The sequence below is a fragment of the Aeromonas sp. 602200 genome, from assembly GCF_049173895.1.
Classification (GTDB): Bacteria; Pseudomonadota; Gammaproteobacteria; order Enterobacterales; family Aeromonadaceae; genus Aeromonas; species Aeromonas veronii_A.
On the sequence record NZ_JAAKSL010000001.1, the window covers coordinates 248641 to 272578 of the forward strand.

At 58.1% G+C, this 23938-nt stretch carries 19 protein-coding genes; 4 read left to right on the forward strand and 15 right to left on the reverse strand.

Annotated features, from left to right (window positions below):
- Positions 1-64: 64 nt before the first annotated feature.
- The 13 genes from cobB to G5221_RS01210 form a co-directional block, all read right to left on the reverse strand.
- The gene (gene cobB, locus G5221_RS01150) at positions 65-838 is read right to left on the reverse strand and encodes a Sir2 family NAD+-dependent deacetylase (protein WP_005351956.1); all 774 of its coding nucleotides are present in this window, start codon (positions 836-838) and stop codon (positions 65-67) included.
- A gap of 60 nt (positions 839-898) precedes the next feature.
- Complete coding sequence (locus G5221_RS01155) at positions 899-1540, reverse strand: GNAT family N-acetyltransferase (protein ID WP_267529324.1); 642 nt, start codon at positions 1538-1540, stop codon at positions 899-901.
- Between the two features lie 3 nt (positions 1541-1543).
- Positions 1544-2788, reverse strand: coding sequence for a response regulator (locus tag G5221_RS01160; RefSeq protein ID WP_421262639.1), 1245 nt, complete (start codon positions 2786-2788; stop codon positions 1544-1546).
- Positions 2775-6764, reverse strand: a complete 3990-nt coding sequence (locus tag G5221_RS01165; RefSeq protein WP_421262640.1) for an ATP-binding protein — start codon at positions 6762-6764, stop codon at positions 2775-2777. Before G5221_RS01165 ends, G5221_RS01160 begins: the two co-directional genes overlap by 14 nt.
- 15 nt (positions 6765-6779) lie before the next feature.
- Positions 6780-7076: an integration host factor subunit alpha gene (gene ihfA, locus G5221_RS01170; RefSeq protein WP_005300715.1), complete on the reverse strand. Its 297-nt coding sequence runs from the start codon at positions 7074-7076 to the stop codon at positions 6780-6782.
- A gap of 3 nt (positions 7077-7079) precedes the next feature.
- Complete coding sequence (pheT, locus tag G5221_RS01175) at positions 7080-9467, reverse strand: phenylalanine--tRNA ligase subunit beta (RefSeq protein WP_421262641.1); 2388 nt, start codon at positions 9465-9467, stop codon at positions 7080-7082.
- Positions 9468-9479: 12 nt separating this feature from the next.
- Positions 9480-10463, reverse strand: coding sequence for a phenylalanine--tRNA ligase subunit alpha (pheS, locus tag G5221_RS01180; protein ID WP_042053694.1), 984 nt, complete (start codon positions 10461-10463; stop codon positions 9480-9482).
- Positions 10464-10839: 376 nt separating this feature from the next.
- Positions 10840-12059, reverse strand: a protein-coding gene (locus G5221_RS01185) for an IS3 family transposase (RefSeq protein ID WP_421262642.1) whose coding sequence is annotated in 2 segments (ribosomal slippage) — positions 10840-11711 and positions 11711-12059 — 1221 coding nt in all. Because the reading frame shifts where the segments join, the coding sequence is not laid out codon by codon here.
- 109 nt (positions 12060-12168) lie between these two features.
- Positions 12169-12525 carry a 50S ribosomal protein L20 gene (rplT, locus tag G5221_RS01190; RefSeq protein WP_005300683.1) on the reverse strand — a complete coding sequence of 119 codons (357 nt, stop codon included), beginning with the start codon at positions 12523-12525 and terminating at the stop codon, positions 12169-12171.
- Between the two features lie 15 nt (positions 12526-12540).
- Positions 12541-12738 carry a 50S ribosomal protein L35 gene (gene rpmI, locus G5221_RS01195; RefSeq protein WP_005300673.1) on the reverse strand — a complete coding sequence of 66 codons (198 nt, stop codon included), beginning with the start codon at positions 12736-12738 and terminating at the stop codon, positions 12541-12543.
- Positions 12739-12824: 86 nt separating this feature from the next.
- Complete coding sequence (infC, locus tag G5221_RS01200) at positions 12825-13355, reverse strand: translation initiation factor IF-3 (RefSeq protein WP_234923365.1); 531 nt, start codon at positions 13353-13355, stop codon at positions 12825-12827.
- Positions 13356-13376: 21 nt separating this feature from the next.
- Positions 13377-15305, reverse strand: a complete 1929-nt coding sequence (gene thrS / locus G5221_RS01205; RefSeq protein WP_005336690.1) for a threonine--tRNA ligase — start codon at positions 15303-15305, stop codon at positions 13377-13379.
- Between the two features lie 232 nt (positions 15306-15537).
- The gene (locus G5221_RS01210; protein ID WP_421262643.1) at positions 15538-16125 is read right to left on the reverse strand and encodes a tetratricopeptide repeat protein; all 588 of its coding nucleotides are present in this window, start codon (positions 16123-16125) and stop codon (positions 15538-15540) included.
- 173 nt (positions 16126-16298) lie between these two features.
- Here G5221_RS01210 and G5221_RS01215 point away from each other — a divergent pair, with 173 nt between their 5' ends.
- The gene (locus G5221_RS01215) at positions 16299-17354 is read left to right on the forward strand and encodes a PA0069 family radical SAM protein (protein ID WP_323912451.1); all 1056 of its coding nucleotides are present in this window, start codon (positions 16299-16301) and stop codon (positions 17352-17354) included.
- 171 nt (positions 17355-17525) lie between these two features.
- Here the strand turns inward: G5221_RS01215 and G5221_RS01220 are convergent, their stop codons facing one another.
- Positions 17526-17681, reverse strand: a complete 156-nt coding sequence (locus G5221_RS01220) for a hypothetical protein (protein WP_005336695.1) — start codon at positions 17679-17681, stop codon at positions 17526-17528.
- 262 nt (positions 17682-17943) lie between these two features.
- On the opposite strand from G5221_RS01220, the gene G5221_RS01225 reads away from it, so the two are divergent.
- Entirely contained in the window at positions 17944-19341 is a 1398-nt protein-coding gene (locus G5221_RS01225; protein ID WP_162628383.1) for an alpha-amylase family protein, read from the forward strand.
- 107 nt (positions 19342-19448) lie between these two features.
- Here G5221_RS01225 and gyrA read toward each other — a convergent pair whose 3' ends face one another.
- Positions 19449-22196: a DNA topoisomerase (ATP-hydrolyzing) subunit A gene (gyrA, locus tag G5221_RS01230; protein ID WP_216953553.1), complete on the reverse strand. Its 2748-nt coding sequence runs from the start codon at positions 22194-22196 to the stop codon at positions 19449-19451.
- A 198-nt stretch (positions 22197-22394) separates the two neighbouring features.
- Here gyrA and ubiG point away from each other — a divergent pair, with 198 nt between their 5' ends.
- Complete coding sequence (gene ubiG, locus G5221_RS01235) at positions 22395-23111, forward strand: bifunctional 2-polyprenyl-6-hydroxyphenol methylase/3-demethylubiquinol 3-O-methyltransferase UbiG (RefSeq protein WP_042053701.1); 717 nt, start codon at positions 22395-22397, stop codon at positions 23109-23111.
- Positions 23111-23806: an HAD family hydrolase gene (locus tag G5221_RS01240; protein ID WP_421262644.1), complete on the forward strand. Its 696-nt coding sequence runs from the start codon at positions 23111-23113 to the stop codon at positions 23804-23806. The genes ubiG and G5221_RS01240 overlap by 1 nt, the downstream gene beginning before the upstream one ends.
- The last annotated feature ends 132 nt before the right edge of the window (positions 23807-23938 follow it).

The following is a 23938-nucleotide window of genomic DNA, read 5'->3' on the forward strand; positions in this document are numbered from 1 at the left end:
TTTTAAATGGTTGCCAGTGTGGCGATTTCACCGAACCATTGCAACTGTCCCGTCGCACAGTAGCTCAGGGACCGCGCATCTCCATCCAGTTGTGCCCCTCGACTTGCCTCGGTTGATGAATGCCGCACGCCTCCAGCAACTCATCGACATAGGCGGGCACCAGCAAGGAGGCCGGCCCATAGCGTTTTTCGTCAAACTGGCTACCTACCTCGCTCGGCTCGAGATTGAGCTCGATGGTGTGCGCCCCGTTGAGGCCCGCCTCATGGACAAACCCGGCCGCCGGATAGACAGCGCCAGAGGTGCCGATGGAGATAAAGAGATCGCACTGGGCCAGCGCACTGTAGATGCGATCCAGCCCGAGCGGCATTTCGCCAAACCAGACCACATGGGGGCGCATCGGCTGAGGGAACTGGCAGCAGGAGCATAGCTCGTCCTGATGGAGATCACCGCGCCACTCGATCACCTGACCGGACTCTGGGCAGCGGGCCTTGAGCAGCTCCCCGTGCATATGGATAAGGTTCTTGCTACCCGCGCTCTCGTGCAGATTGTCGATGTTCTGGGTGACCAGGGTGACCGTGCCGGGCAAAAGCCGCTCGAGACGGGCCAGCGCATAGTGGGCCGGATTGGGATGAACCTGGGGCTGTTGCAGCTGTTTGCGGCGGGAGTTGTAAAAGCGCAGCACCAGTTCGGGATCCCGGGCATACCCCTCGGGGGTCGCCACGTCCTCGACCTTGTGCTCTTCCCACAAACCGTCGCAGGCACGAAAAGTCTTGATGCCGGATTCGGCAGAGATCCCCGCGCCGGTCAGGATCACGATATGTTTATATGACTGCGCCATAAGCTGCTCCGTCTATCCCCGCACAATAAATGTGACCTTAGCACAGGGAAAAAAGTGTCACTATTCGCCCTTGGTCTTAAGCGGCGCCGCTGGCGGTGCGGGCAACCAGGCATCCAGTACCGACAGATCCAGCCTGACAAAGACCATCTCCCGCCCGGTTACCAAGGTCAGCGGCAAGCCAAGGCGCTTGAGCAAGGTCAGCATGGGCCGGTTCTGGGCCAGCACTTCCGCCGTCCACTCCCGGATCCCGTCCGCCCTGGCAAGCAGTGCCAGCGCCAGTAGAATCCGTCGCCCCGCCCCCTTGTGCTGAAAGTGATCCGCCACGATGCAAGAAAACTCCGCCCGATCGGGATGAAGGCGACGGCGGATTGATTGCGCCTGAGCCAGCGGCTCACCAGCCAGATCGGTCAGCAACAGCGAGATCTGTTGCTCGGGATGGTAATTGAGAAATTGGGCCACCTGTTCCGGTGGCGGTGTCCGTTTCGGACGCATAAAGCGCAGATAGATGCTCTCTTCACTCAATGCATCGTAAGCAGCCAGCATGCGGGCAGGCGCCACCCCATGCAGCTCACGCAGCAAACACGGCACCTCGGAGACCTGCATCGCCAGTGGCAGCGCGGCCCGGGAAACCGGATGGGGCCAGCCCTCCAGCCCTTTGCCAAGGCGCTCCCGGTGCATGGGCCAGCAGAGGTAGCGCGGCATGGCTTACCAGCGCCCCGTCATACCGCGCTCTCGCCACACCTCGACGTCGAGCAGGTTGTAAGGATCATCCAGATAGACGGCGATCCCCAGCTCCCGAACCCTGGCCATAAAGCGTCCCAGCAGGGAGTCCATGGCCAATGACTCTATTTCGGGTAAAAGCGCCTGCCCCAGCAGCAAAGCGCTCAACGGCAAACGCTCCAGCAGATCGAATGGCAAATGCTGGCTGTTATCGAGTAGCAACGCCAGCTTGCTCCCCGCCAGACTCGCTTGCAGTACCAGCGCAAACCGCTCTCCATTGCTCAACAGGTGATCCCGACGATGGATCAATAATGTCAGCTCTGTGGGGCTACGTGACTGATCCGTCAACCACTCTTTAAGTGCCTCCCAGCGGCTGGGCAAGCCGGTCACCGCCAGCCAGACCGGATGAGGGGTCGCGGGACTGGAGAGCAGCCCTAGCTGACCCTGCACCTCCCCCTGCCAACGGCGGATGGAGCGGCGCTGGCCGCTCAAGCGCTGCTGACGCAGAGGCCCCAGATAGAGTCCGCGCAGCAACCTGAGCAACTCGTTGCCATCGAGTGGCTTGGCCAGTGCAGCCAGCACATTGAAACCGGCATCGTGCAGCAGACGGCGGGCACCGTCGATCAATGTCTGCTCGTGCGCCGACAAGAGAATGATCGGCAACCCGCTGCGCTGAATTTGCGGCTGGCTCATCAGCAGGCTGATGGCATCCTGCTCCACCAGACTGAGATCACACACCAGCAGACTGATGTCGCCAGCCTCCAACGCAGCAAGACAGGCAGTTTCATCCTGCACCCACTGGCAGGAGAGCCCCAGTTCGGCGATAGCTTGCTGTAACTGCATCCCCTGAAACGGGTGATCTTCTAGCAGCAGTACCCGCTTGGCCGCCAGCCAGTTGTTCCAGTCACGGTAACTGGCGGCAAGTCCTCCCAGCCAATCTTCACCAATGGCATAAATTCCCTGATGATGCTGCAACTCGGGGAAATAGTCCGCCTGCTGGTGAGCGGCAGGATCGTAAAGGGCAATGGCTCCTGCCGCAAACAACCCTTCCCACTGCCAGCAGGCATCCGGTTGGGTGCGCTGCAAAGTGACATAGGAGGGGAGTGTCGTGCTCTTTGCCAGCTCATGGGAGGCCCGATCAAGCGCATACAGCAAGACAGGGCAAAAATCTGCCGCCTCGTGCTCTTCCGAGTCGAGCAACGCCAGCAGTTCTTCATCAGTAATGATCATCTTGGGTCCTTTTCGAGAAATGCTGGCTGAACTCATCCAACGCCCGATTCAAACTGCTCTGGAGAGCTGGATGGGGGGCTTGTTGCCACTCGTCAATCACCGTCACCAGCGCCGTGGCTCCTACCATTCTGGCGGCCCCCTTCAGCTTGTGTAAAGCAGCATTCACGCCAACTTCATCTTCTTCTGTGCAGCAGCGTTCAAGTTCGGCCAAATCATCACGGGTAGCCTTCAGATAAAGGGCAGCCAGTTCATCGGTCAGCAACGAGGCAACCGGCGTCGGGGCGACAGCATTGCTCCCCTCTTTGGCAATATGGCGCAGCAAGGTCGCCAGCACCTTGAGGGCGACCGGCTTGTCCAGATGACCATCGCAACCGCAGGATTGCAGCTCCCTTGCCGCTTGCTCACTGAGATCTGCGGTGATCACATAGACCGGAAGACGGGCCCAACGCGCGGATTTGCGCAATTGCCTGCACAGTTCGGCCCCGTTCATCACCGGCATCTGCAGGTCTGTCAACACAAGATCCACCTGGTGCTTCACCAGCATCTCCAGCGCCAGCTGCCCATTGGCGGCACTGACTACGCTTGCACCGAGTTGCCCCAGTTGCATACAGATCAGCTCCCGGTTGACATCGTGATCCTCAACCAGCAGTACCCGCATACCAAGCCCGGGCTGCATCTCACCCACAGGTTGCTCTGATGTCATCCGTGGCTGGAACAGGCTGATCATGGTGCCCGGCACCCAGGACTCCCCCTGCCATGACCAGTGATACAGACTATCCTCGTCTCTCTCGGCCTGCAGCAGATCAACCGCACGACTGGCAACATGAATACCGAGCCTGGACAACCAGGGCGTGACCCCCAAAACCTCATCGTGAGGCAGTGAGAGGGATAACTGGCGTACTCTTGGCTGCCAATCGATATCTTGCTGAACCTGTTGCAACGGCAACTCGCAGAAGAAGCGGCTACCACCGCCCGGGCGTCCCTCGACATCGATCAACCCGCCCATCTGCTCGAGCAGCTGCTTGCAGATCGCCAGACCAAGGCCGGTGCCCGGCGCCCGCAACTGCCCTTCAACAGCAAACTGCTCGAATGGCATAAAGAGAGTAGGGCGCATCTTGGCGGTGATCCCCGGCCCTTCATCATCGACCCCGAAGCGCAAGGTCGATGCGACTACCTCGACCCACAGCACCACTTCCCCACGCAGGCTGAACTTGATGGCATTGGAGAGCAGGTTGTGGAGCACTTGCCGTACCCGATGGGGATCGAGAGTCAGCAAGGCTGGCAAGGCGGGGTCAAGCCGCAATCGTAATTGCAGCCGCTTGGATCTGGCCTTGCTCCAGTGCACCGCCGCCACGTGCTCGCACAGCTCGGCGAAATCGGTGGGCTGGGGCGAGAGGGAGAGTTTGCTGTTTTCGTTGCGACTAAAGTCGAGTACATCGTTGAGCAGGCCGAGCAGCTCATCCCCCGCCTGACGCACCCGCGCCAGCGCCGAATCCTGTTCTCTCGACAAAGGGGTGCTGGCCAGCCACTCAAGCAAGCCGAGCATGGCGTTCATCGGTGTACGGATCTCGTGGCTAATCGCCGCCAGGAAACGGCCCTTGGCCTGCACCGCCTGCTGCGCCTGTTCATGGGAGTGCTGCAATGCTTGATCCTGCTCGACCCGGGCAGTGGCATCCTGCATCACCGCATAAATTCGCCAACCATGCGGTTGACTGCGGCCACGGCCATAGAGCTGCAACCAGCGCAGACCCTTGGTCGGATGGTGATAGCGCAGGGTGAATGCGAAGGGTTTGCCAGCCTGCAACATGGCGAACATCTCACGGCTTACCCGGCGGCGATCCTCGCGCTCCAGCATAATGAGCACCCGTTTGGGCTCACGGCGGATCTGCTGGCTCGCCAGCCCCAGCAGCTCGTAACAGCCTCGGCTGATAAACTCGATGGCCCCTACCCGTCCCCGCTCGAACATAAACTGCAGCACCACGCCGGGGACTGTATTGGTCAGGGCACGCAGGCGGCGCTCTGCCTGACGCAGAAAACGGGCCTGCTCACGCAGCACACTGATATCCGACAGGGCGATGAGATCGGTGGCAGGTGCTTGCTTGTCCAGCCGCAGCGGATGCTGGGCATAGGCGAAGGCCTGCTCCCCCAGCACCAGCTCCCCTTCGCTCTTTTGCGGCTGAACCGGCGGCAGCATCAACTGCTGAGAGTAGCGCAGGGCCAGACGTCGCCCCTGTTTATTGGATTTGATCACCTTGCCCTGGCTGTTGCGCAGATAGACGGGCACCGGCAACGCCTGAAACATGGTTTCCCGCAGCTCGCTCTCGATGGCCAGCGCCTTCTCGGCGGCGTGACGCTGGGCCACTTCCCTTGCCAGTTGCTGGCGGGAACGCCAGATCCCGCCGATGACAATACCGCTGATCAGCAGTGCCATGGCGATGGAGCCAAACCAGGCGGCGTAGCTCACACCGGGTTGCTGCACGACGAGCAAGCTGCGCCAGCGCTGGTTAAGTTCGTCGATCTGGGTGCTGGTCAGCGCCATCAGGTTGCGGTCCATCACACCGGCTAGCTCGGTCTGACTCTTGTTGATGGCAAAGCCTAGGCCGAAACGATCTTCCAGCTCCTCGATATCGAGCCCTTCCAGCAAGTTGGTACGCTGGGGATATTGCAGCTGATATAGCTCGCTCAGCATGGCGTCAGCCTTGCCTTGCTTGATCGCTGCTAACCCCTGCTCGAGGCCGTCGGTGCGAAGCCACTCCTGATCACCAAGCAGGGCGAGCAAGGAGGGATCGTAGAGGGATTCAGGTACCAGAATACGCTGCCGCTTGAGCTGGGTGATGCGATCGGCAGCCAACTTGCGCTTGCTGATCAAGGCAAACCGATTGGTGGAGATCGTCCGACTGAAAATGAACTGATCCGTCAATGCCGGGGATTCCGGCAAGCCGGCCATCATATCCGCCTCACCAAGGCGCAGCTTTTCTACGGCCTCCGCCTTGCTGGCTGCAGGTACCAGCTTGTATTTCAGGCCGGTCTCCTGGGTGACCCAGCGCAGCACATCCGCGCTCCACCCTTTCGCCTCCCCCAGATCATTGACACCGCTATAGGGCATCAACTCGGGATTGACCACAAGACGAATGGTGCGCCCGCGGCCGGATAACCAGGCCTGCTCGGTATCGCTGAAGTGGGGTTGGTTGACGTAGAGCGACCCCTGATCGAGATAACGGGCCAGATCGGTATAGATAGTACCGGCGGGCATATGACGGATCAGGGTGTCCACCAGATTGGCCAACTCAGGCTGATCACGCATCATCAGGCGATAGCTGATGATCCGATCCTCACCAAACAGGCGGCGCAGGCGCAAACCATCGGCAGGAAACTCGCGCATCAGATAGCGCAGTTGCAGATAGTCCCCCAGATAGGCATCACCCTTGCCACTCTGCAGCGCATCGTAGACCTTCTCTCCGCTCTTTAGGGAAATAATGCGTGCCTGAGGATAGAGCTCGTGCAGCAGGCGGGCAGAGTCTGCCACCGAGTAGACCAGAAAGCGGGCCTGTTTGAGATTTTCACCCTTGTAGAGGATGGCGGCATCTGTCTCCATCATCGGACGACTTAACCGCATGCCCTCCACGGCCTTCTTGCGGGTTCCGACATAGGGAATGATGTCGCATTCCCCCTCTGCGAGCCCGTTGCGCAATGTCTGCCAATCGGGCAACTCTTTGAGCACCAGCGGAATCGGGAACAGCTCCTGCAACCGGGCAAGACGATCCTTGAGCAGTCCCCCCTCGGCCATCAGGTATGGTGGAGGAAGCGTCGCAGGATAGCAGAGCGAAAGCTGGCTAAGTGAATTTACATAGGCTTGGGTCGCCGGCGCCAACGGCAGCACTGTTGTCTGCAAAGGCTTGGCGTGCAACGGCAGTGCCAGTACGGCACCCAGAAGAAAAACGGGGAATTTGGTCATCTGAAAACAAAAGCCAGGCATCTGCCTGGCTTTTTATCACTCGTTGGGTTCAACATTTTCTACCCTGGCCTTGAGCTTCTGGCCAGGCCGGAAGGTCACCACGCGGCGGGCGCTGATAGGAATATCCTCGCCCGTCTTGGGGTTGCGTCCGGGACGCTGATTCTTCTCACGAAGGTCAAAGTTACCGAAGCCTGAAATCTTGACTTGTTCACCACGCTCAAGCGCCTGTCGGATTTCCTCAAAGAAGGCTTCCACCATATCTTTGGCTTCACGCTTGCTCATCCCGAGCTGGGTGAACAGGTGCTCTGCAATGTCGGCTTTGGTAAGCGCCATAGATCAATCCCTCAAGGATGCATTCAACTCTTCACCAAGGGCCCGCACGACATTGTCTACGGTCTCGGCAATCTCTTTCTCCTCCAGGGTGCGCTGGGTGTCTTGCAATACAAGACTGATGGCCAGGCTCTTCTTGTCCTCTGCCATACCAGCACCCTGGTATACGTCAAACAAGTTTATTCCAACTACCTGATTTCCGCCAACTTTTTTAATTACCGCAAGCACATCACCTGCCAGAACCTGACGATCGACCACCACGGCAATGTCGCGACGGTTCGCCGGGAACTTGGAAACTTCGGCAGCCACAGGCACCTTGGCCGGGGTCAGCTTGTCCAGCTCCAGCTCAAACATCACCGCGCGGCTCTTGAGGCCCAGCTTCTTCTCGAGGCTCGGGTGGATCACGCCGATGTAGCCGATGATCTCGCCATTACGCAGAATGGCTGCGCTCTGGCCCGGGTGCAGGGCGCTGTGCTCGGTGCGCTCGAAGGTAAAGGTGGCCCCTTCGGCGGTCAAATCCAGCACCGCTTCCAGATCCCCTTTCAAATCAAAGAAGTCGGCTGCGCGGGTTTTGATATCCCAGTGCTCGTCGCTCTGGTTGCCAGTAATGATACCGGCCAGCATCGGCTCCTGACGGATGCCGTTCTCGGCGCTTTCATCCTTGATGAAACGCAGACCCTGTTCAAACAGACGCACCCGCGGCTGCTGACGGTTCTGGTTGTAAACAACGACCTGCACCAGACCCGGGAACAGAGAGACACGCATGGCGGACATCTCGACCGAGATCGGGTTCGGCAGCACGATGGCATCGCTCTGCGGGAACAGGGTTTGCTGGGTCTTGGGATCGACGAAGCTGTAGGTGATCGCTTCCTGGAAGCCGCGGTCAACCAGCAGGTCGCGCACACGCTTCAGGGTCACCTGCCCTTCTGCCTGCTCCACCATCGCCAAGGAGGCAGCGGGTTTCAGGTTCGGGATGTTGTTGTAGCCGTAGATGCGAGCCACTTCCTCGATGAGGTCTTCCTCGATGGCGATATCGAAACGCCAGGAGGGTGCCAGCGCAGTCCAACCGTCAGCATCCACAGTGACTTGCATGCCGAGGCGAGTCAGGATCTCGACCACCTGAGCATCCGCCACGCTGATACCGATCACCTTGTCGAGCTTGCTGCGACGCAGTTTGATGGGTGCCGCTTTCGGCAGATGGGCATCGGATTTGACCTCGATGACCGGACCCGCTTCACCGCCGCAGATATCCAGCAGCAGACGGGTGGCTCTGTCCATCACCTTGGCTTGCAGCTCCGGATCAACCCCACGCTCGAAGCGATGGGAGGAGTCGGTGTGCAGACCGTAAGCACGGGCACGACCGGTGATGGAGAGCGGCGCGAAGAAGGCGCACTCCAGCAGGATGTCGGTGGTGGTCTCGGATACACCGGTGCGGTTGCCGCCGAAGATACCGGCCATGCAGGCAGGACCTTTGGCATCGGCAATCACCAAAGTGGTCTCTTTGAGCTTCACTTCGTTGCCGTCGAGCAGGGTCATCGGCTCATCGGTGTGGGCACGACGCACCACCAGTTCCCCTTCCAGGGTAGCCAGATCGAAGGCATGCATCGGCTGACCGTATTCCAACAGCAGGTAGTTGGTGATGTCGACAATGGCGTCGATGGAGCGGATACCACCACGGCGCAGCTTCTCTTGCATCCAGAGCGGGCTCTGGGCCTGCAAGTTCAGCCCCTTGATGACGCGACCCAGATAACGGGGGCAATCAGCTGGTGCTTCAACCCGGATCGGGAAAGTTGCATCAATGGTGGCAACAGCCGGCGTCCAGGTCGGCTCGACCACGTCCACGCTGTTGAGCACGCCGATTTCGCGGGCCAGACCGGCGATACCGAGGCAATCGGCACGGTTCGGAGTCAGATCCACGTCGATGGAGACGTCGTTCAGATTGAGGTAGTCACGAATATCGGTACCGATGGGGGCATCGGCCGGCAGCTCGATGATGCCATCGGCTTCAACGTCGATACCCAGCTCACTGAAAGAGCAGAGCATGCCATGGGACGGCTGGCCACGCAGCTTGGCTTTCTTGATGGTGAAATCACCCGGCAGGGTCGCCCCTACTTTGGCCACGCACACTTTGAGGCCCTGGCGGCAGTTCGGCGCGCCGCAGACGATGTCCAGCAGCTCGGCTTCACCCACGTTGACCTTGGTCACCCGCAGCTTGTCGGCGTCAGGATGCTGGGCGCACTCGACCACTTCACCCACGACCACATTGTTGAACTGGCCAGCCACCGCTTCCACGGCGTCCACTTCCAGACCGGCCATGGTGATCTGCTCGGCCAGTGCATTGTCACTCAACTCGGTGCGGACCCACTCCATCACCCAGGATTTACTGAATTTCATGTTCTCTCGCCCTTACTTGAACTGCTTGAGGAAGCGCAGGTCGTTTTCGAAGAAGGCACGCAGGTCGTTGACCCCGTAACGCAGCATGGTCAGGCGCTCAACGCCCATGCCGAAGGCAAAGCCGGAGTATTTTTCCGGATCGATGCCGACCGAACGCAGTACGTTCGGGTGCACCATGCCGCAGCCTAGCACTTCCAGCCACTTGCCGTTCTTGCCCATCACGTCGACTTCGGCGCTCGGCTCGGTGAACGGGAAATAGGAAGGACGGAAGCGAATGGTCAGGTCTTCCTCGAAGTAGTTGCGCAGGAAGTCGTGCAGAATGCCCTTCAGCTCGGTAAAGCTGGCATGCTCGTCAACCAGCAGACCTTCAACCTGATGGAACATCGGGGTGTGGGTCATGTCGTAGTCGTTACGATAGACGCGACCCGGCGCAATGATGCGGATCGGCGGCTGCTGATGCTCCATGGTGCGGATCTGCACACCGGAGGTGTGGGTACGCAGCATCAGATCAGGATTGAAGTAGAAGGTATCGTGATCGGTACGCGCCGGGTGATGAGCCGGAATATTCAGCGCATCGAAGTTGTGGAAGCCATCTTCAATCTCGGGACCACGGGCAACCTTGAAGCCCATCTCGCCAAACAGGCGCTCGATGCGCTCTATGGTGCGGGTTACCGGGTGCAGACCGCCATTCTCGATGCGGCGACCCGGCAGGCTGACGTCGATAGTCTCGGCAGCCAGCTTCTGGTTCAGCACGGCGACTTCGAGCGCTTCACGACGCTCGTTCAGCACATCCTGAACCTGCTGTTTGGCCTGGTTGATCACGGCGCCCGCGGCGGGACGCTCTTCGGCAGACAAGGCACCCAGGCCCTTCATCTGCTCGGTAAAAAAGCCCTTTTTACCCAGATATTTGACCCGGATTTCGTCGAGGGTCGCGATATCGCTCACGCCCTCAATTTCGGCTCTGGCTTGGCCGACTACTTCTTCAAGCTGTTGCATGTCTTCCTCGTCACCACTCCCGATACAGGAGCCTTTAGGCTAAATAAGGTCAAGAGGGGAATAATACAAAAAAAGCCCCTTCGCTGACCATAGTTAAGGTGGGCTTTTCTCCCTACAAATCATTTTGTTATATCAAGCGAGTCTCATCGATTTACCGTCACTCTTTAAATAGTAGAATAAAGACACAGTTTGTTGGCATACAATCCATTTATAGAACTAGTGATCTCCCACATGTCACTTTGTATGGAGAAAACTGTAGCGCGTGTAAAACAGTGGACAAAACGTGGACGGGAGAAAGAAAAACGTGATGTAAAACCGTGAATGACATGTCTAGTCCTGAAATAGGTTTACACATTTTCAACTAGCATTTTTCTACTCAGAACCCTCTATGTACCGCATCGGGGGTTCTGTATTTCAACGCATGATGCGGCCGCTCCGCGTTGTAAATATCCACCGCTTCACGCACCATTTCCCGCGCTTGCGTCAAATCCTGCGGGCTTTGCAACAACAACTCTCCTTTCAAAATCCCGTTCACCCGCTCCGCCAACGCATTCTGGTAACAGTCATACCCATCCGTCATCGAGCATTTCACCCCGTACCGTTCATGTAATGATTGATACAGCCCCGAGCAATACTGCACGCCGCGGTCAGAGTGATGGATGAGTTCACCGTCGCCACGCCGTTGCTTCAGTGCTTTCCTGAACGCCATCGCCACCGACTCGGCGTGCATCCCTTCGTGTACGTGGTGGCCTACTATCTTGCGTGAGTAGGCATCCGTCACTAGGCTCAGGTACAGCGGTCCGCTCCCGGCTGGCAGATAGGTGATATCTGCGACCCAGACCTGCTCCGGTGCTACCGGCGTGACCTGCTCTGGCCCCGCCTTGAGCAAGTTGGGATGACGGTAGAAACGGTGAAAGCTGTGGGTGGTCTTGTGATACGCCCGCCTGGGCAGCACCAGCAGGCGGTGCTCGGCCAATATCTGAAACAGCCTGTCACGCCCGACCTTGAGCCCGTCATCATCCTGACCCTGCAGCAGATAATGCAGCTTGCGAGTGCCCACCCGCGGTTGTCGCAGTCGAACCTGACGCACAAAGCGCACCACCTGTAGCCCTTGTGCATGGCGCTCGTCGGCGACCCGATTGCGCTTGTAGTAAGCCTGCCGGCTTATCCCGAGAAACAGGCAAGCCCTGACAATGGTCAGCCTCTCGACTTGCCGCTGCGAGAGGACTTGCCGGGTCGCTTTTTTACGATGGAGACGCCGTAGTCATTCTTCAGTACATCGACGACGGCCTCAAAGAACTGGGCTTTCTGACTCATCAGCGCCAGCTGTTGCTCAAGTTCCTTGATGCGCTGTTCTGGCGTCTGGTTGTCGGGGTCAGGCATGGTGATGCTCCTGCCGGCACGTACAGAAGCCCCCTGGCTCCAATCTTGCCGACCATGTTTACGCAACCATACCAGAACGGTGGAACGGCCCTGAATGCCATAACGCACCTGAGCCTGTTTGTAGGTGAGCTCGCCTTCTTCAATCTGCTCGACCAGTGCCAGTTTAAAAGTCAGCGAGTAATCGCGCTGTGTCCGTTTCACACCTTGTCCCATCGGGTTCTCCATTTATTGGGGGGGGAAGGTGTAAACCATATTCAGGACGGGACAACAGATACAAAAAAGGAGGCCTAAGCCTCCTTTATTTTTTATAACAGTGCTGGAATTAGACCAGAGCTGCTTTAGCTTTTTCAACCAGGGCGGTGAAAGCCAGCTTGTCGTGAACGGCGATATCGGACAGGATCTTGCGATCGATCTCGATAGAAGCCTTCTTCAGACCGTTGATCAGACGGCTGTAGGACAGACCGTTCTGACGGGCAGCAGCGTTGATACGCGCAATCCACAGCTGACGGAATTGACGCTTTTTCTGGCGACGGTCACGGTAGGCATACTGACCAGCTTTGGTTACCGCTTGTACCGCTACGCGGTAAACACGGGAACGGGCGCCGTAGTAACCCTTGGCGGCTTTCATTACTTTCTTGTGACGAGCACGAGCAGTCACACCACGTTTAACTCTTGGCATTTTTCACATCCCCCCTTATGCGTACGGCAGACAAGCGACAACACGTTTGTGGTCGGCAGCGGAAACAAAGAACTTCGGTCCCAGCTGACGCTTACGCTTACTGCTCTTCTTGGTCAGGATGTGACGCAGGTGGTTGTGCTTGCACTTGAAGCGACCTGAGCCAGTCTTCTTGAAGCGCTTTGCGGCGCCCCGGTTGGTTTTCATCTTCGGCATTTCATACTCCGCATTGTGAGTGACAACAAAATCGCAAGGCGAACCGACTCATGGAGCGAGCCCCATGAGTCAATTTCTTGTGGGCCTTAAGATTTCTTCTTAGGTGCGAGGACCATCACAGCTTGACGGCCTTCGACTTTCGGGAACGATTCGACTACGGCTAACTCTTCCAGATCGTTCTTGACGCGCTCAAGAACCTTGATACCAAGATCCTGGTGTGCCATTTCACGACCACGGAAGCGCAGGGTGACCTTAGCCTTGTCCCCGTCTTCCAGAAAGCGAACCAGGTTGCGTAGTTTTACCTGATAGTCGCCTTCGTCAGTGCCAGGACGGAATTTGATCTCCTTGACCTGGACGACTTTCTGCTTTTTCTTCTGTTCTTTGGTGGTTTTGCTCTTTTCGTAGAGGAATTTGCCGTAATCCATGATCCGGCAAACGGGCGGCTCGGCGTTCGGACTGATCTCGACCAGATCCACTTCGGCCTCTGCGGCCAAGTTCAGTGCTTCCTGGATAGATACGATGCCAAGAGCTTCGCCATCCAGACCAGCCAAACGAACTTCTTTCAGACGGATCTCTTCATTGATCCGGTGAGCGCGGGCTTGCGGTTGCTTGCCCAGTTTTTTTCCGCCTTTTATAGCTTATTCCTCCACTTTCTTTTGTCCGCGGGTCTGAACTTCCTGGGTCAGCAGAGCGATGAACTCTTCAACAGGATAAGTGCCCAGGTCAGCCCCTTTACGAGTCCGTACTGCAATCTTACCGGCTTCAACTTCTTTATCGCCGCAGACCAGCATGAAAGGTACTCGCTTCAAAGTATGCTCGCGGATTTTAAAGCCAATCTTCTCATTTCTCAAGTCCGCTTTTGCGCGAAGGCCCGCATCATTCAATGCTTTGGCTACTTTCACCGCATAATCGGCCTGATTGTCCGTGATATTCATGACCACAGCCTGAGTCGGAGCCAACCAGGTCGGGAACAGACCGGCGTACTCTTCAGTCAGAATACCGATGAAGCGCTCGATAGAACCCAAGATGGCCCGGTGGATCATCACAGGTACATGGCGATCGTTGTTTTCGCCCACATAAGTGGCACCCAGACGACCAGGCAGGGCAAAGTCGAGCTGCACGGTACCACATTGCCACGCACGATCAAGGCAATCGTGCAGGGTAAATTCAATTTTTGGACCGTAGAACGCCCCTTCACCCGGCTGCAAATCGTACTTCAGACCGTTGAGCTCCAGCGCTTCGGCCAGCGCTTTCTCGGCGCGATCCCACATCTCGTCAGAGCCGATACGCTGCTCGGGACGAGTGGAGAGCTTGACCACGATGTTCTCGAAGCCAAAGGTACCGTAGACGTCATAGACCATACGAATACAGCCGGAGACCTCTTCCATGATCTGCTCTTCGGTACAGAAGATGTGAGCGTCATCCTGAGTGAAACCGCGCACCCGCATCAGACCGTGCAGGGAACCGGACGGCTCGTTGCGGTGGCAGGAACCAAACTCGGCCATACGCAGCGGCAAATCACGGTAGGACTTCAGACCCTGGTTGAAAATCTGGACGTGACCCGGGCAGTTCATCGGCTTGATGGCGTACTCGCGGTTTTCGGACTGGGTGGTGAACATGGCCTGGGCATACTTCTCCCAGTGACCTGAACGCTCCCACAGGACGCGGTCCATCATGAACGGACCTTTCACTTCCTGATAGTCGTACTCTTTGAGCTTGCCGCGGATAAAGGTTTCCAGCTCACGGAAGATGGTCCAGCCATCGTTGTGCCAGAACACCATACCGGGTGCTTCTTCCTGCATGTGATACAGGTCGAGCTGCTTGCCGATCTTGCGGTGGTCGCGCTTGGCGGCCTCTTCCAGACGCTGCAGATAGGCCTTGAGTTGCTTCTTGTCAGCCCAGGCGGTACCGTAGATACGCTGCAGCATCTTGTTGTTGGAGTCGCCACGCCAGTAGGCGCCGGACATCTTCAGCAACTTGAAGTGGTGGCAGTGACGCATGTTGGGCACGTGCGGGCCGCGACACATGTCGATGTACTCTTCGTGATGATAGAGACCTGGCTGGTCATCACGGGCAATGTTCTGATCCAGGATTTCGACTTTGTAAGACTCGCCGCGCGCCTCGAATACATCGCGCGCTTCTTGCCAGGAGACTTTCTTCTTGATGACGTCGTAATCCTTGGCTACCAGCGCCAGCATGCGCTCTTCCAGGGCAGCCAGATCTTCATCGGTCAGGGTACGGTCAAGATCAACGTCATAGTAGAAGCCGTTGTCGATGACAGGACCGATGGCCATCTTGGTCTGGGGCCAGAGTTGCTTGATAGCATGACCCAGCAAGTGGGCGCAGGAGTGGCGCAGGATGTCCAGACCTTCTTCGTCTTTGGCGGTGATGATGGCCAGCGCAGCATCGGCTTCGATCAGCTCGCAAGCATCCACTAGTTCACCGTTTACCCGACCGGCAATGCACGCCTTGGCGAGACCGGGACCGATGTCCGCAGCCACATCCATGACGGAAACAGAGTGGGCAAATTGACGTTGGCTGCCGTCAGGCAGAGTAATGATTGGCATTATGTGTTTCCTTATACAGTGGTGACCCCTACCAAAGGTCACATGCGGGATGGAAAAGAGATTCAAAAAGGTGATGTTCTGGTTCTCCACAGCACTTTGCGAAGACGGCCTGACACGTCAACCACATGTCTAACGTGACAAACCAAGCCAAGACGGCCCCATGCTACCAGAAGTCGGGCGTGCTGTATCGGATTTGCAGATATTTTCTACAGTCAAATGAGTCGCCTACCGACTATTCGCCAAGCAGGGATTGCCAGTTGAAGTCAAAGTCACTGCTCCCCTCCTCTGCCAGCGCCAGCTCTTGCAGCACCTGAAGCGCCAGCTTGTTGCCCTTTTGTGCCGCCTGATAGAGCCACTGTTTCGCCTGTGGCAAATCGACCCTGCCGCTGACCCCCATCAGATGAAGGACGCCGACTTTCAGCATGGCCGGGACGTCACCATTACGGGCAGCCTGATCCATCCAGTGAAAGGCTTGGCGCAGATCTCGCTTGACCCCAACACCGCGCAGATAGAGTTCTGCCAGCCGATATTGGCCGAAGGCATCCCCTGCCTGCGCCGACTGGCGATAGAGGCTGATGGCCTGATGGATATCCTGCTCGCTCCCCTGCCCCACCTCATGACTCCAGCCCATCAGGGCTTGCGCCCGAGGTTGGCCTTGATCGGCCAGTGGCGACCAGATCCGGGTCGCCTCATCGAAGTGACCGGTACGCCAGGCACGGTTGGCAGCAGCCATCTCATACTCGGTGGAGAGCGGAAGCAGACGCCAGATAACCAGCGCAAACAGACCGATAAACAGCCAGCGGGAAGTGGTGGGGCTCATGATGATTTCCGTGATCCAGTTCTCATTTCGTCTATGTAAACGAAATGTAGCGTTGCGATCAAGCTAGAGATCCCCACGAAAACCCTTTTTGCACCCGGTCGACCAGCAGTTGTTGTCATTTATCCGGGGCACCTGCAAAATAACTGTATGTATGAACAGTGTCGGTGCACACCATGGCAGGACGAGGCAGTCCCCACAATATCGATCACCGTTTTAGCGGCCCCCTTGTCGAAGCGGTCGATGACGGCTGGCAACCATCAGATTGGGATGCCGCCTTTACTCCTTCTGTCCCTGGCACCGAGGTGCGAGAGATCGATGCACGCAGCATCATCAGCTACAACAGCTCGCCGGATGTCCCCTTTGGTCGCTCCATCAACCCCTATCAGGGGTGCGAACACGGCTGCATCTACTGCTATGCCAGACCCAGTCACGCCTATCTGGAGCTCTCCCCTGGCCTCGATTTCGAGAGCAAGCTGTTTGCCAAACGCAATGCAGCCGACCTGCTGCACCGGGAGTTTGCCAAACCTGCCTATCAGCCACAGACCATCTTCATTGGCGCCAATACCGACCCCTATCAACCCATCGAGCAGCGCTATCGCCTAACCCGCCAGTTGTTGGAAGTGATGCTGGCACACCGCCACCCGGTCGGACTCATTACCAAGAGCGCCATGATCTTGCGCGACCTCGATCTGTTGACCGAGCTGGCCAGAGAGGGACTGTGTCAGGTGATGGTGTCGGTGACGACCTTGAACGAAACCCTGCGGCGACAGTTGGAGCCCCGCGCCAGCACGGGTGCCGGCCGCTTGAAAGTGATCGAGAAGCTGGCCAACGCTGGCGTGCAGGTGGGGGTACTGGCCGCCCCCATGATCCCGCGGCTCAATGAACCGGAGCTGGAGCAGATCATCAAATCGGCCGCCGAGGCAGGCGCCAGCTGCGCCGATTACATCCTGCTGCGCCTGCCCCACGAGCTGGCGCCGCTATTTGGGGACTGGCTCGATACCCACTATCCGGGCCAGAAGGAGGCTATTTTGAATCAGTTGCGAGCCAGCCGCGGTGGCGGGCTCAACAGTACCGCCTTCGGCACCCGCATGCGCGGCGAGGGGCACTTTGCCGATCTGCTGGCCCAGCGCTTTCGCCTTATCAGCAAGCGCCTTGATCTGGGCAGACGCCATATTCAGCTCAGGCTGGATGGGTTTATCCGCCCCGGGGAGCAGCTGTCGCTCTTCTAATCCCCCCTTTTACGCCCTGCATACATCAGATGCACAACCCTTGCCTGCCAAGAGGTTGAGAGGAAGGCCTGCCGCAACACATCCTGTGGAAACCCCGCTTTTCAGAATTTTCCAACGAAGTAGCCATGTCGCGACAAGAAAGCGCTACCCGGTAAAGAGAGGGCTAACGCCTTAGCCTGCGCGCTGATCCCGACCCTGCTGCACCATTTCAACCGGCAGTCGCGAGGGTTCATGAGCCACTTCGTGCTCATCCTCTTCATACTGCGGCACCTCTGATTCGCCCCATACCCGGCTCCACCAAATTTCCCACGTGATCCAACTGGTCATATGCAGCTCCTGACGGTGAAGGTGATAGCAACAACGCACCACTCGCCCGGCAGGATAGCGGCTGGGAATGACAGGGAAATGACAAAAAAATCAGTTGTAAAAAGGCAACTGGCGGTGGCGAGGAAAAGCCGAAACAGTTCACATATTCGGCGAAATCACTCTGAAAGCGGTCACAAATCTGCAGGTTGTGGATTGCAGCTCACGCTGTTCCCACCAAAGCTGGGTTGCCCATTCAGGCATCTATAAAAACAGGGACACAATAATGAAACACACAGCGGGAATATGGGCGATCGCAGGCATGCTGATCGCCCCCTTGGCGCACGCCGACGTCATACTGCACGCCTTCAACTGGAAGTACAGTGAAGTGACCGCCAAAGCCGACCTTATCAAGTCGGCCGGCTACAAACAGGTACTCATCTCGCCGCCTCTCAAGTCATCAGGCAACGAATGGTGGGCCCGTTACCAGCCGCAGGATCTGCGCCTTGTCGACTCACCCCTTGGCAATAAACAGGATCTCGAGCAGCTGATCGCCGCCATGAAGGCGCGGGGCATCGCCGTCTATGCCGATGTGGTGCTCAACCACATGGCCAACGAAAGCTGGAAACGCCAGGACCTCAACTATCCCGGCAACGAGCTGCTGCAAAGCTACGCCAGCAACCCGGCCTATTTCGAGCGCCAGAAACTGTTTGGCGATCTGGGGCAAAACTTCCTCTCCGGTCAGGATTTTCATCCCGAAGGGTGCATCAGTGACTGGAGCGATCCGGGTCATGTCCAGTATTGGCGTCTCTGTGGCGGTGCCGGTGACAAGGGGCTGCCGGATCTGGATCCCAACAACTGGGTAGTCAGCCAGCAACAGGCCTATCTCAAGGCGCTCAAGGGGATGGGGATCAAGGGCTTTCGGGTCGATGCGGTCAAACACATGAGCGATTACCAGATCAATGCCGTGTTCACCCCCGAGATCAAACAGGGGATGCATGTGTTTGGCGAGGTGATCACCACAGGGGGCGCAGGCAGCGCCGATTACGAGCGCTTCCTCAAACCCTACCTCGACAGCAGCGGCCAGGGTGCCTATGACTTTCCGCTGTTTGCCTCCCTGCGCGGGGCGCTAGGGTATGGCGGCAGCATGAACCTGCTGGCAGATCCGGGAGCTTATGGTCAGGCGCTGCCGGGTAGCCGCGCCGTCACCTTTGCCGTGACCCACGACATCCCCACCAACGACGGCTTCCGCTATCAGATCTTAAGCCAGACTGACGAGAAGCTGGCCTATGCCTATCTGCTCGGCCGCGATGGTGGCTCGCCACTGGTCTATTCGGATCACGGCGAGACCCAGGCCAAGGATGGACTGCGCTGGCAGGATTACTACCAGCGCTCCGATCTCAAGGGGATGATCCGCTTCCACAATGCGGTGCAGGGTCAACCGATGCAGCTGATCGGCAGCGGTGACTGCTTCGTGCTGTTCAAACGGGGCAAACAGGGGCTGGTCGGCCTCAACAAGTGCGACTATGAGCAGGAGTACTGGCTCGATACCGCCAAATTCGAGATGAACTGGTATCGCAACTATCGTGACGTGCTCGACCAAGACGCCGTGGTCAACGTGCAGAGCCAGTGGGTACGGGTCGCCATTCCCGCCCGCAGCGCCAAAATGTGGCTGCAGGAGTGATCCAGCCGTAAGATCAGCGGAGAGTCATAAAAAGCAGACAAATAAAAAGAGCGACCACCAGGGTCGCTCTTTTTGCTCAGAGACGTTGCTCGGGTAACTGATAACGATTACTCGTCGCCCGCTTCCCCTGCATCGACCGCATCAGTGCCGGTCGCGGTATCGGTACCTTCAGATACCTCACCGTCAACAGCCAGTGCGTCGTTCTCGTCTTCGTCGCTCTCGGCGATGCGCTGCAGGCCAACCACGGTCTCGTCTTCACCGGTACGGATCAGACGGACACCGCCGGTGTTACGGCCAATGACGCTCACCTCGGCAACACGGGTACGCACCAGGGTGCCGCCGTTGGTGATCAGCATGATCTGGTCGGTATCTTCGACCTGGATCGCATCGATCACCTTGCCGTTGCGCTCATCCACCTTGATGGAGATAACGCCCTGGGTACCACGGCTCTTGGTCGGGTATTCGGCCAACGCAGTCCGCTTGCCGTAACCGTTCTCGGTGGCGGTGAGGATGGCACCTTCGCCGCGCGGAACGATGAGGGAAACCACCTTGTCACCGGCGCCCAGCTTGATGCCACGGACACCGGCGGCGGTACGACCCATCGGACGCACGCCCTTGAAGGTGCCCTTGCTTTCGGTGCCTTCGCCGTTGTCGCTGCCATCATCGTCGTTGCCAGCATCATCGTCGGTTTCGACCTCATCGCTGGCATCCGCATCGGCGCGACCGCTGCCTTCGGCGAAGCGAACGACTTTGCCCGCGTCGGAGAAGAGCATGATCTCGTTGCTGCCGTCGGTGATATCCACCCCGATCAGCTCATCGCCCTCTTTGAGGTTGATGGCGCGGATACCGGAGGAGAGCGGACGGCTGAAGTCAGAGAGGCTGGTCTTCTTCACGGTACCGTTGGCGGTGGCGAAGAAGACATACTTCTCGGCGTCATATTCCTTCACCGGCAGGATAGCGGTGATACGCTCACCCTCTTCCAGCGGCAGCAGGTTGATGATCGGACGACCACGGGCGCCACGGGATGCTTCCGGCAGCTGGTAAACCTTGAGCCAGTAGACCTTGCCACGGGTGGAGAAGCACAAAATGGTGTCGTGGGTGTTGGCCACCAGCAGACGCTCCACAAAGTCCTCTTCCTTGATCCGGGTGGCCGACTTGCCACGACCACCGCGGCGCTGGGCCTCGTAGTCGGAGAGCGGCTGATACTTCACATAACCCTGGTGAGACAGGGTAACCACCACATCTTCCGGGGTGATCAGATCTTCGATGTTGATCTCGGCACTGGACATGCTGATCTCGGTGCGACGCTCGTCGCCATACTGCTCGCGCACGGCCAGCAGTTCATCGCGGATCACTTCCATCAGACGAGCCGGGCTCGCCAGGATGTGCAGCAGCTCGGCGATCAGGTCCAGCAGAGATTGGTACTCTTCCAGGATCTTCTCGTGCTCAAGGCCGGTCAGCTTGTGCAGACGCAGGTCAAGGATGGCCTGGGCTTGTTGTTCGGTCAGGAAGTATTGACCTTCACGGATACCGAACTCGGGCTCCAGCCACTCGGGCCGTGCCGCGTCGTCGCCCGCTTTTTCCAGCATGGCGGCCACGTTGCCGAGTTCCCAGCCCTTGGCAACCAAGCCCGCTTTCGCGTCGGCCGGGGTCGCGCTGTGACGGATCAGCTCGATGATGGGATCGATGTTGGCCAGCGCAACCGCCAGACCTTCCAAAATGTGCGCCCGATCCCGCGCCTTGCGCAGTTCGAACACGGTCCGGCGAGTCACCACTTCACGGCGGTGCAGCAGGAACGCATCCAGGATCTCTTTAAGGTTCATCACCTTGGGCTGGTTGTTATCGAGCGCCACCATGTTGATGCCGAACGTGGTCTGCATCTGGGTGTGCTTGTAGAGATTGTTCAGCACAATCTCGCCGGACTCGCCGCGCTTGATCTCGATAACGATGCGCATGCCGTCTTTGTCAGACTCATCGCGCAGGGCACTGATGCCCTCGATCTTCTTCTCTTTGACCAGCTCGGCGATCTTCTCGATCAGTCGAGCCTTGTTCACCTGATAGGGGATCTCGTGAACGATGATGGTCTCGCGACTGGTCTTCTCGTCCACTTCAACTTCAGCTTTGGCCCGCACATAGATGGAGCCACGACCGGTACGGTACGCCTGCACGATGCCGGAACGACCGTTGATAATGCCGCCGGTGGGGAAATCCGGGCCGGTGATGTAGGTCATCAGCTCGTCAATGGTGAGGTCGCCGTTTTCGATCAGCGCCAGGCAGCCATTGACAATCTCGGTGAGGTTGTGAGGCGGAATGTTGGTCGCCATGCCCACCGCAATACCGGAGGAGCCGTTGACCAGCAGGTTGGGAACCTTGGTAGGCATGACCGCCGGGATCATCTCGGTGCCGTCATAGTTCGGCACCCAGTCCACTGTCTCTTTGTCCAGATCAGCCAGCAGCTCGTGGGAGATGCGGGCCATCCGCACTTCGGTATAACGCATCGCCGCGGCGCTGTCGCCGTCGACTGAACCGAAGTTGCCCTGACCATCGACCAGCATGTAACGCATGGAGAAATCCTGCGCCATCCGGACAATGGTGTCATACACAGCGCTATCGCCGTGCGGGTGATATTTACCGATTACGTCACCGACCACACGGGCCGATTTTTTATAGGGCTTGTTCCAGTCGTTCCCCAACTCGTTCATAGCAAACAGAACGCGGCGGTGAACCGGTTTCAAGCCATCACGCACATCCGGCAGAGCTCGTCCTACGATCACGCTCATGGCGTAATCAAGATAGGAACTCTTGAGCTCTTCTTCGATGTTGACCGGCGTGATCTCTCTGGCCAGATCGCTCATAGAAAGCCTTATCCCTAATTAGTTGTTCTTTGGCTTAAACAGCGCGACATGGTAACACACTGAGCCAAATACCTTAAGCCACAAATCGGGTATCAGATCGGGCTGGTGTGACAAAGTCCGTCCGTTATAATGCCCGCCAGGACAATAGATTGCGCCCATGACTCAGAAGCGGGCGCCCTGCCACAGGATCTTCGAAAAATGAACAGTGATGCCAATGTCGATCTGACAGAAATCGCCAAGTTTGAAGCCATCGCCTCCCGCTGGTGGGACATGGAAGGTGAATTCAAACCCCTGCATCAAATCAATCCGGTACGCCTTGACTGGATCACCGACAAAAGTGGCGGTCTGTTTGGCAAGCGCATTCTCGATATCGGATGTGGTGGCGGCATCCTCTCCGAGAGCATGGCCCGCCGTGGCGCCAGGGTCACCGGCATCGACATGGGCAAGGAGCCCCTCGGCGTCGCCCGCCTGCACGCCCTTGAGCAGGGTGTCGAGCTCGAGTACCGCCAGATCACTGCCGAAGCCCATGCCGCCGAAGTGCCGGGCCAGTATGACGTGGTCACCTGCATGGAGATGCTGGAGCATGTGCCGGACCCCGCCTCCGTGCTGCGCGCCATCGCGACTTTGGTACGCCCGGGCGGACGGGTGTTCGTCTCCACCATCAACCGCAACCCCAAATCCTATCTGATGATGATCATCGGGGCCGAATACCTGATGAAGATGGTGCCCAAGGGTACCCACGATCACAAAAAATTCATCACCCCGGCCGAATTGTGTCGCATGGGTGAAGCAGCTGGCCTGCTGGTGCGGGATATGAGCGGTGTCCACTACGCCCCGCTCACCAACCAGTTCAAGCTCGGCAAAAATGTCGACGTCAACTATATGGTGGAGTTTGTCCGCCCGGAGCACGGCTGATGAGCGCCTCTCGCCCTCTTCCCCTGCGCGGTGTGCTGTTCGATCTGGATGGCACCCTGCTCGACACAGCCCCGGATCTGGGTGCCGCCGTCAACCACGTGCTGATCAGCGAAGGCTTTGCGCCGCTCTCTGACGACATAATTCGTCAGACCACCTCCCACGGAGCGCTCGGGCTGCTGAAAGCGGGCCTCGGCGATGAACTGCTTGAAGAGCTGGGGGCCACGCGCCTGCGCAATGCCCTGCTCGACTACTACGCGGCCAATCTCTGCGTCGGTACCCGTCCCTATGAGGGAATGGTGGATCTTATCGAGTGGCTCGACGAGAAACAGCTCCCCTGGGGCATAGTCACCAACAAGCCGGGCTTTCTCACCGAGCCACTGCTGGCGGCCCTGCCACAGCTCGCCAGCTGCGGCGTCACCGTCAGTGCCGATACCCTGCCAGTACGCAAGCCCGACCCCGCCCCCATGTTCTTTGCCTGCGAGAAGCTGGGGGTCGAGGCGGCTCACTGCCTCTATGTGGGGGATCATGTGCGGGATATCGAAGCAGGCCGCAATGCCGGCATGCGCACTGCGGTCGCTGGCTGGGGCTATCTCAATGATGAGGAAGATCCCGCCCAGTGGGGCGCCGATCTGCAGTTTGATACCGTGCAGGCCCTGCACCACTGGCTGCGCTATGAGTTTACGGCCAAGGCGTAACGCGCAGCCTTACCGGCTGATATGCGATAACGGGGCGAAGAGACTCTTCGCCCTTGCATCTCTTCCTTTACGCTCCTGCGTCCTGCGCCACCATCACTCGTCTATTCATGGATAATAAAGGCAGCTTTCTGC

Coding starts and splice junctions, on each gene's coding strand:
- cobB (WP_005351956.1), bottom strand. CDS start 838: ATGGCGCAGTCATATAAACATATCGTGATCCTGACCGGCGCGGGGATC.
- G5221_RS01155 (WP_267529324.1), bottom strand. CDS start 1,540: ATGCCGCGCTACCTCTGCTGGCCCATGCACCGGGAGCGCCTTGGCAAA.
- G5221_RS01160 (WP_421262639.1), bottom strand. CDS start 2,788: ATGATCATTACTGATGAAGAACTGCTGGCGTTGCTCGACTCGGAAGAG.
- G5221_RS01165 (WP_421262640.1), bottom strand. CDS start 6,764: ATGCCTGGCTTTTGTTTTCAGATGACCAAATTCCCCGTTTTTCTTCTG.
- ihfA (WP_005300715.1), bottom strand. CDS start 7,076: ATGGCGCTTACCAAAGCCGACATTGCAGAGCACCTGTTCACCCAGCTC.
- pheT (WP_421262641.1), bottom strand. CDS start 9,467: ATGAAATTCAGTAAATCCTGGGTGATGGAGTGGGTCCGCACCGAGTTG.
- pheS (WP_042053694.1), bottom strand. CDS start 10,463: ATGCAACAGCTTGAAGAAGTAGTCGGCCAAGCCAGAGCCGAAATTGAG.
- rplT (WP_005300683.1), bottom strand. CDS start 12,525: ATGCCAAGAGTTAAACGTGGTGTGACTGCTCGTGCTCGTCACAAGAAA.
- rpmI (WP_005300673.1), bottom strand. CDS start 12,738: ATGCCGAAGATGAAAACCAACCGGGGCGCCGCAAAGCGCTTCAAGAAG.
- thrS (WP_005336690.1), bottom strand. CDS start 15,305: ATGCCAATCATTACTCTGCCTGACGGCAGCCAACGTCAATTTGCCCAC.
- G5221_RS01210 (WP_421262643.1), bottom strand. CDS start 16,125: ATGAGCCCCACCACTTCCCGCTGGCTGTTTATCGGTCTGTTTGCGCTG.
- G5221_RS01215 (WP_323912451.1), top strand. CDS start 16,299: ATGGCAGGACGAGGCAGTCCCCACAATATCGATCACCGTTTTAGCGGC.
- G5221_RS01220 (WP_005336695.1), bottom strand. CDS start 17,681: ATGACCAGTTGGATCACGTGGGAAATTTGGTGGAGCCGGGTATGGGGC.
- G5221_RS01225 (WP_162628383.1), top strand. CDS start 17,944: ATGAAACACACAGCGGGAATATGGGCGATCGCAGGCATGCTGATCGCC.
- gyrA (WP_216953553.1), bottom strand. CDS start 22,196: ATGAGCGATCTGGCCAGAGAGATCACGCCGGTCAACATCGAAGAAGAG.
- ubiG (WP_042053701.1), top strand. CDS start 22,395: ATGAACAGTGATGCCAATGTCGATCTGACAGAAATCGCCAAGTTTGAA.
- G5221_RS01240 (WP_421262644.1), top strand. CDS start 23,111: ATGAGCGCCTCTCGCCCTCTTCCCCTGCGCGGTGTGCTGTTCGATCTG.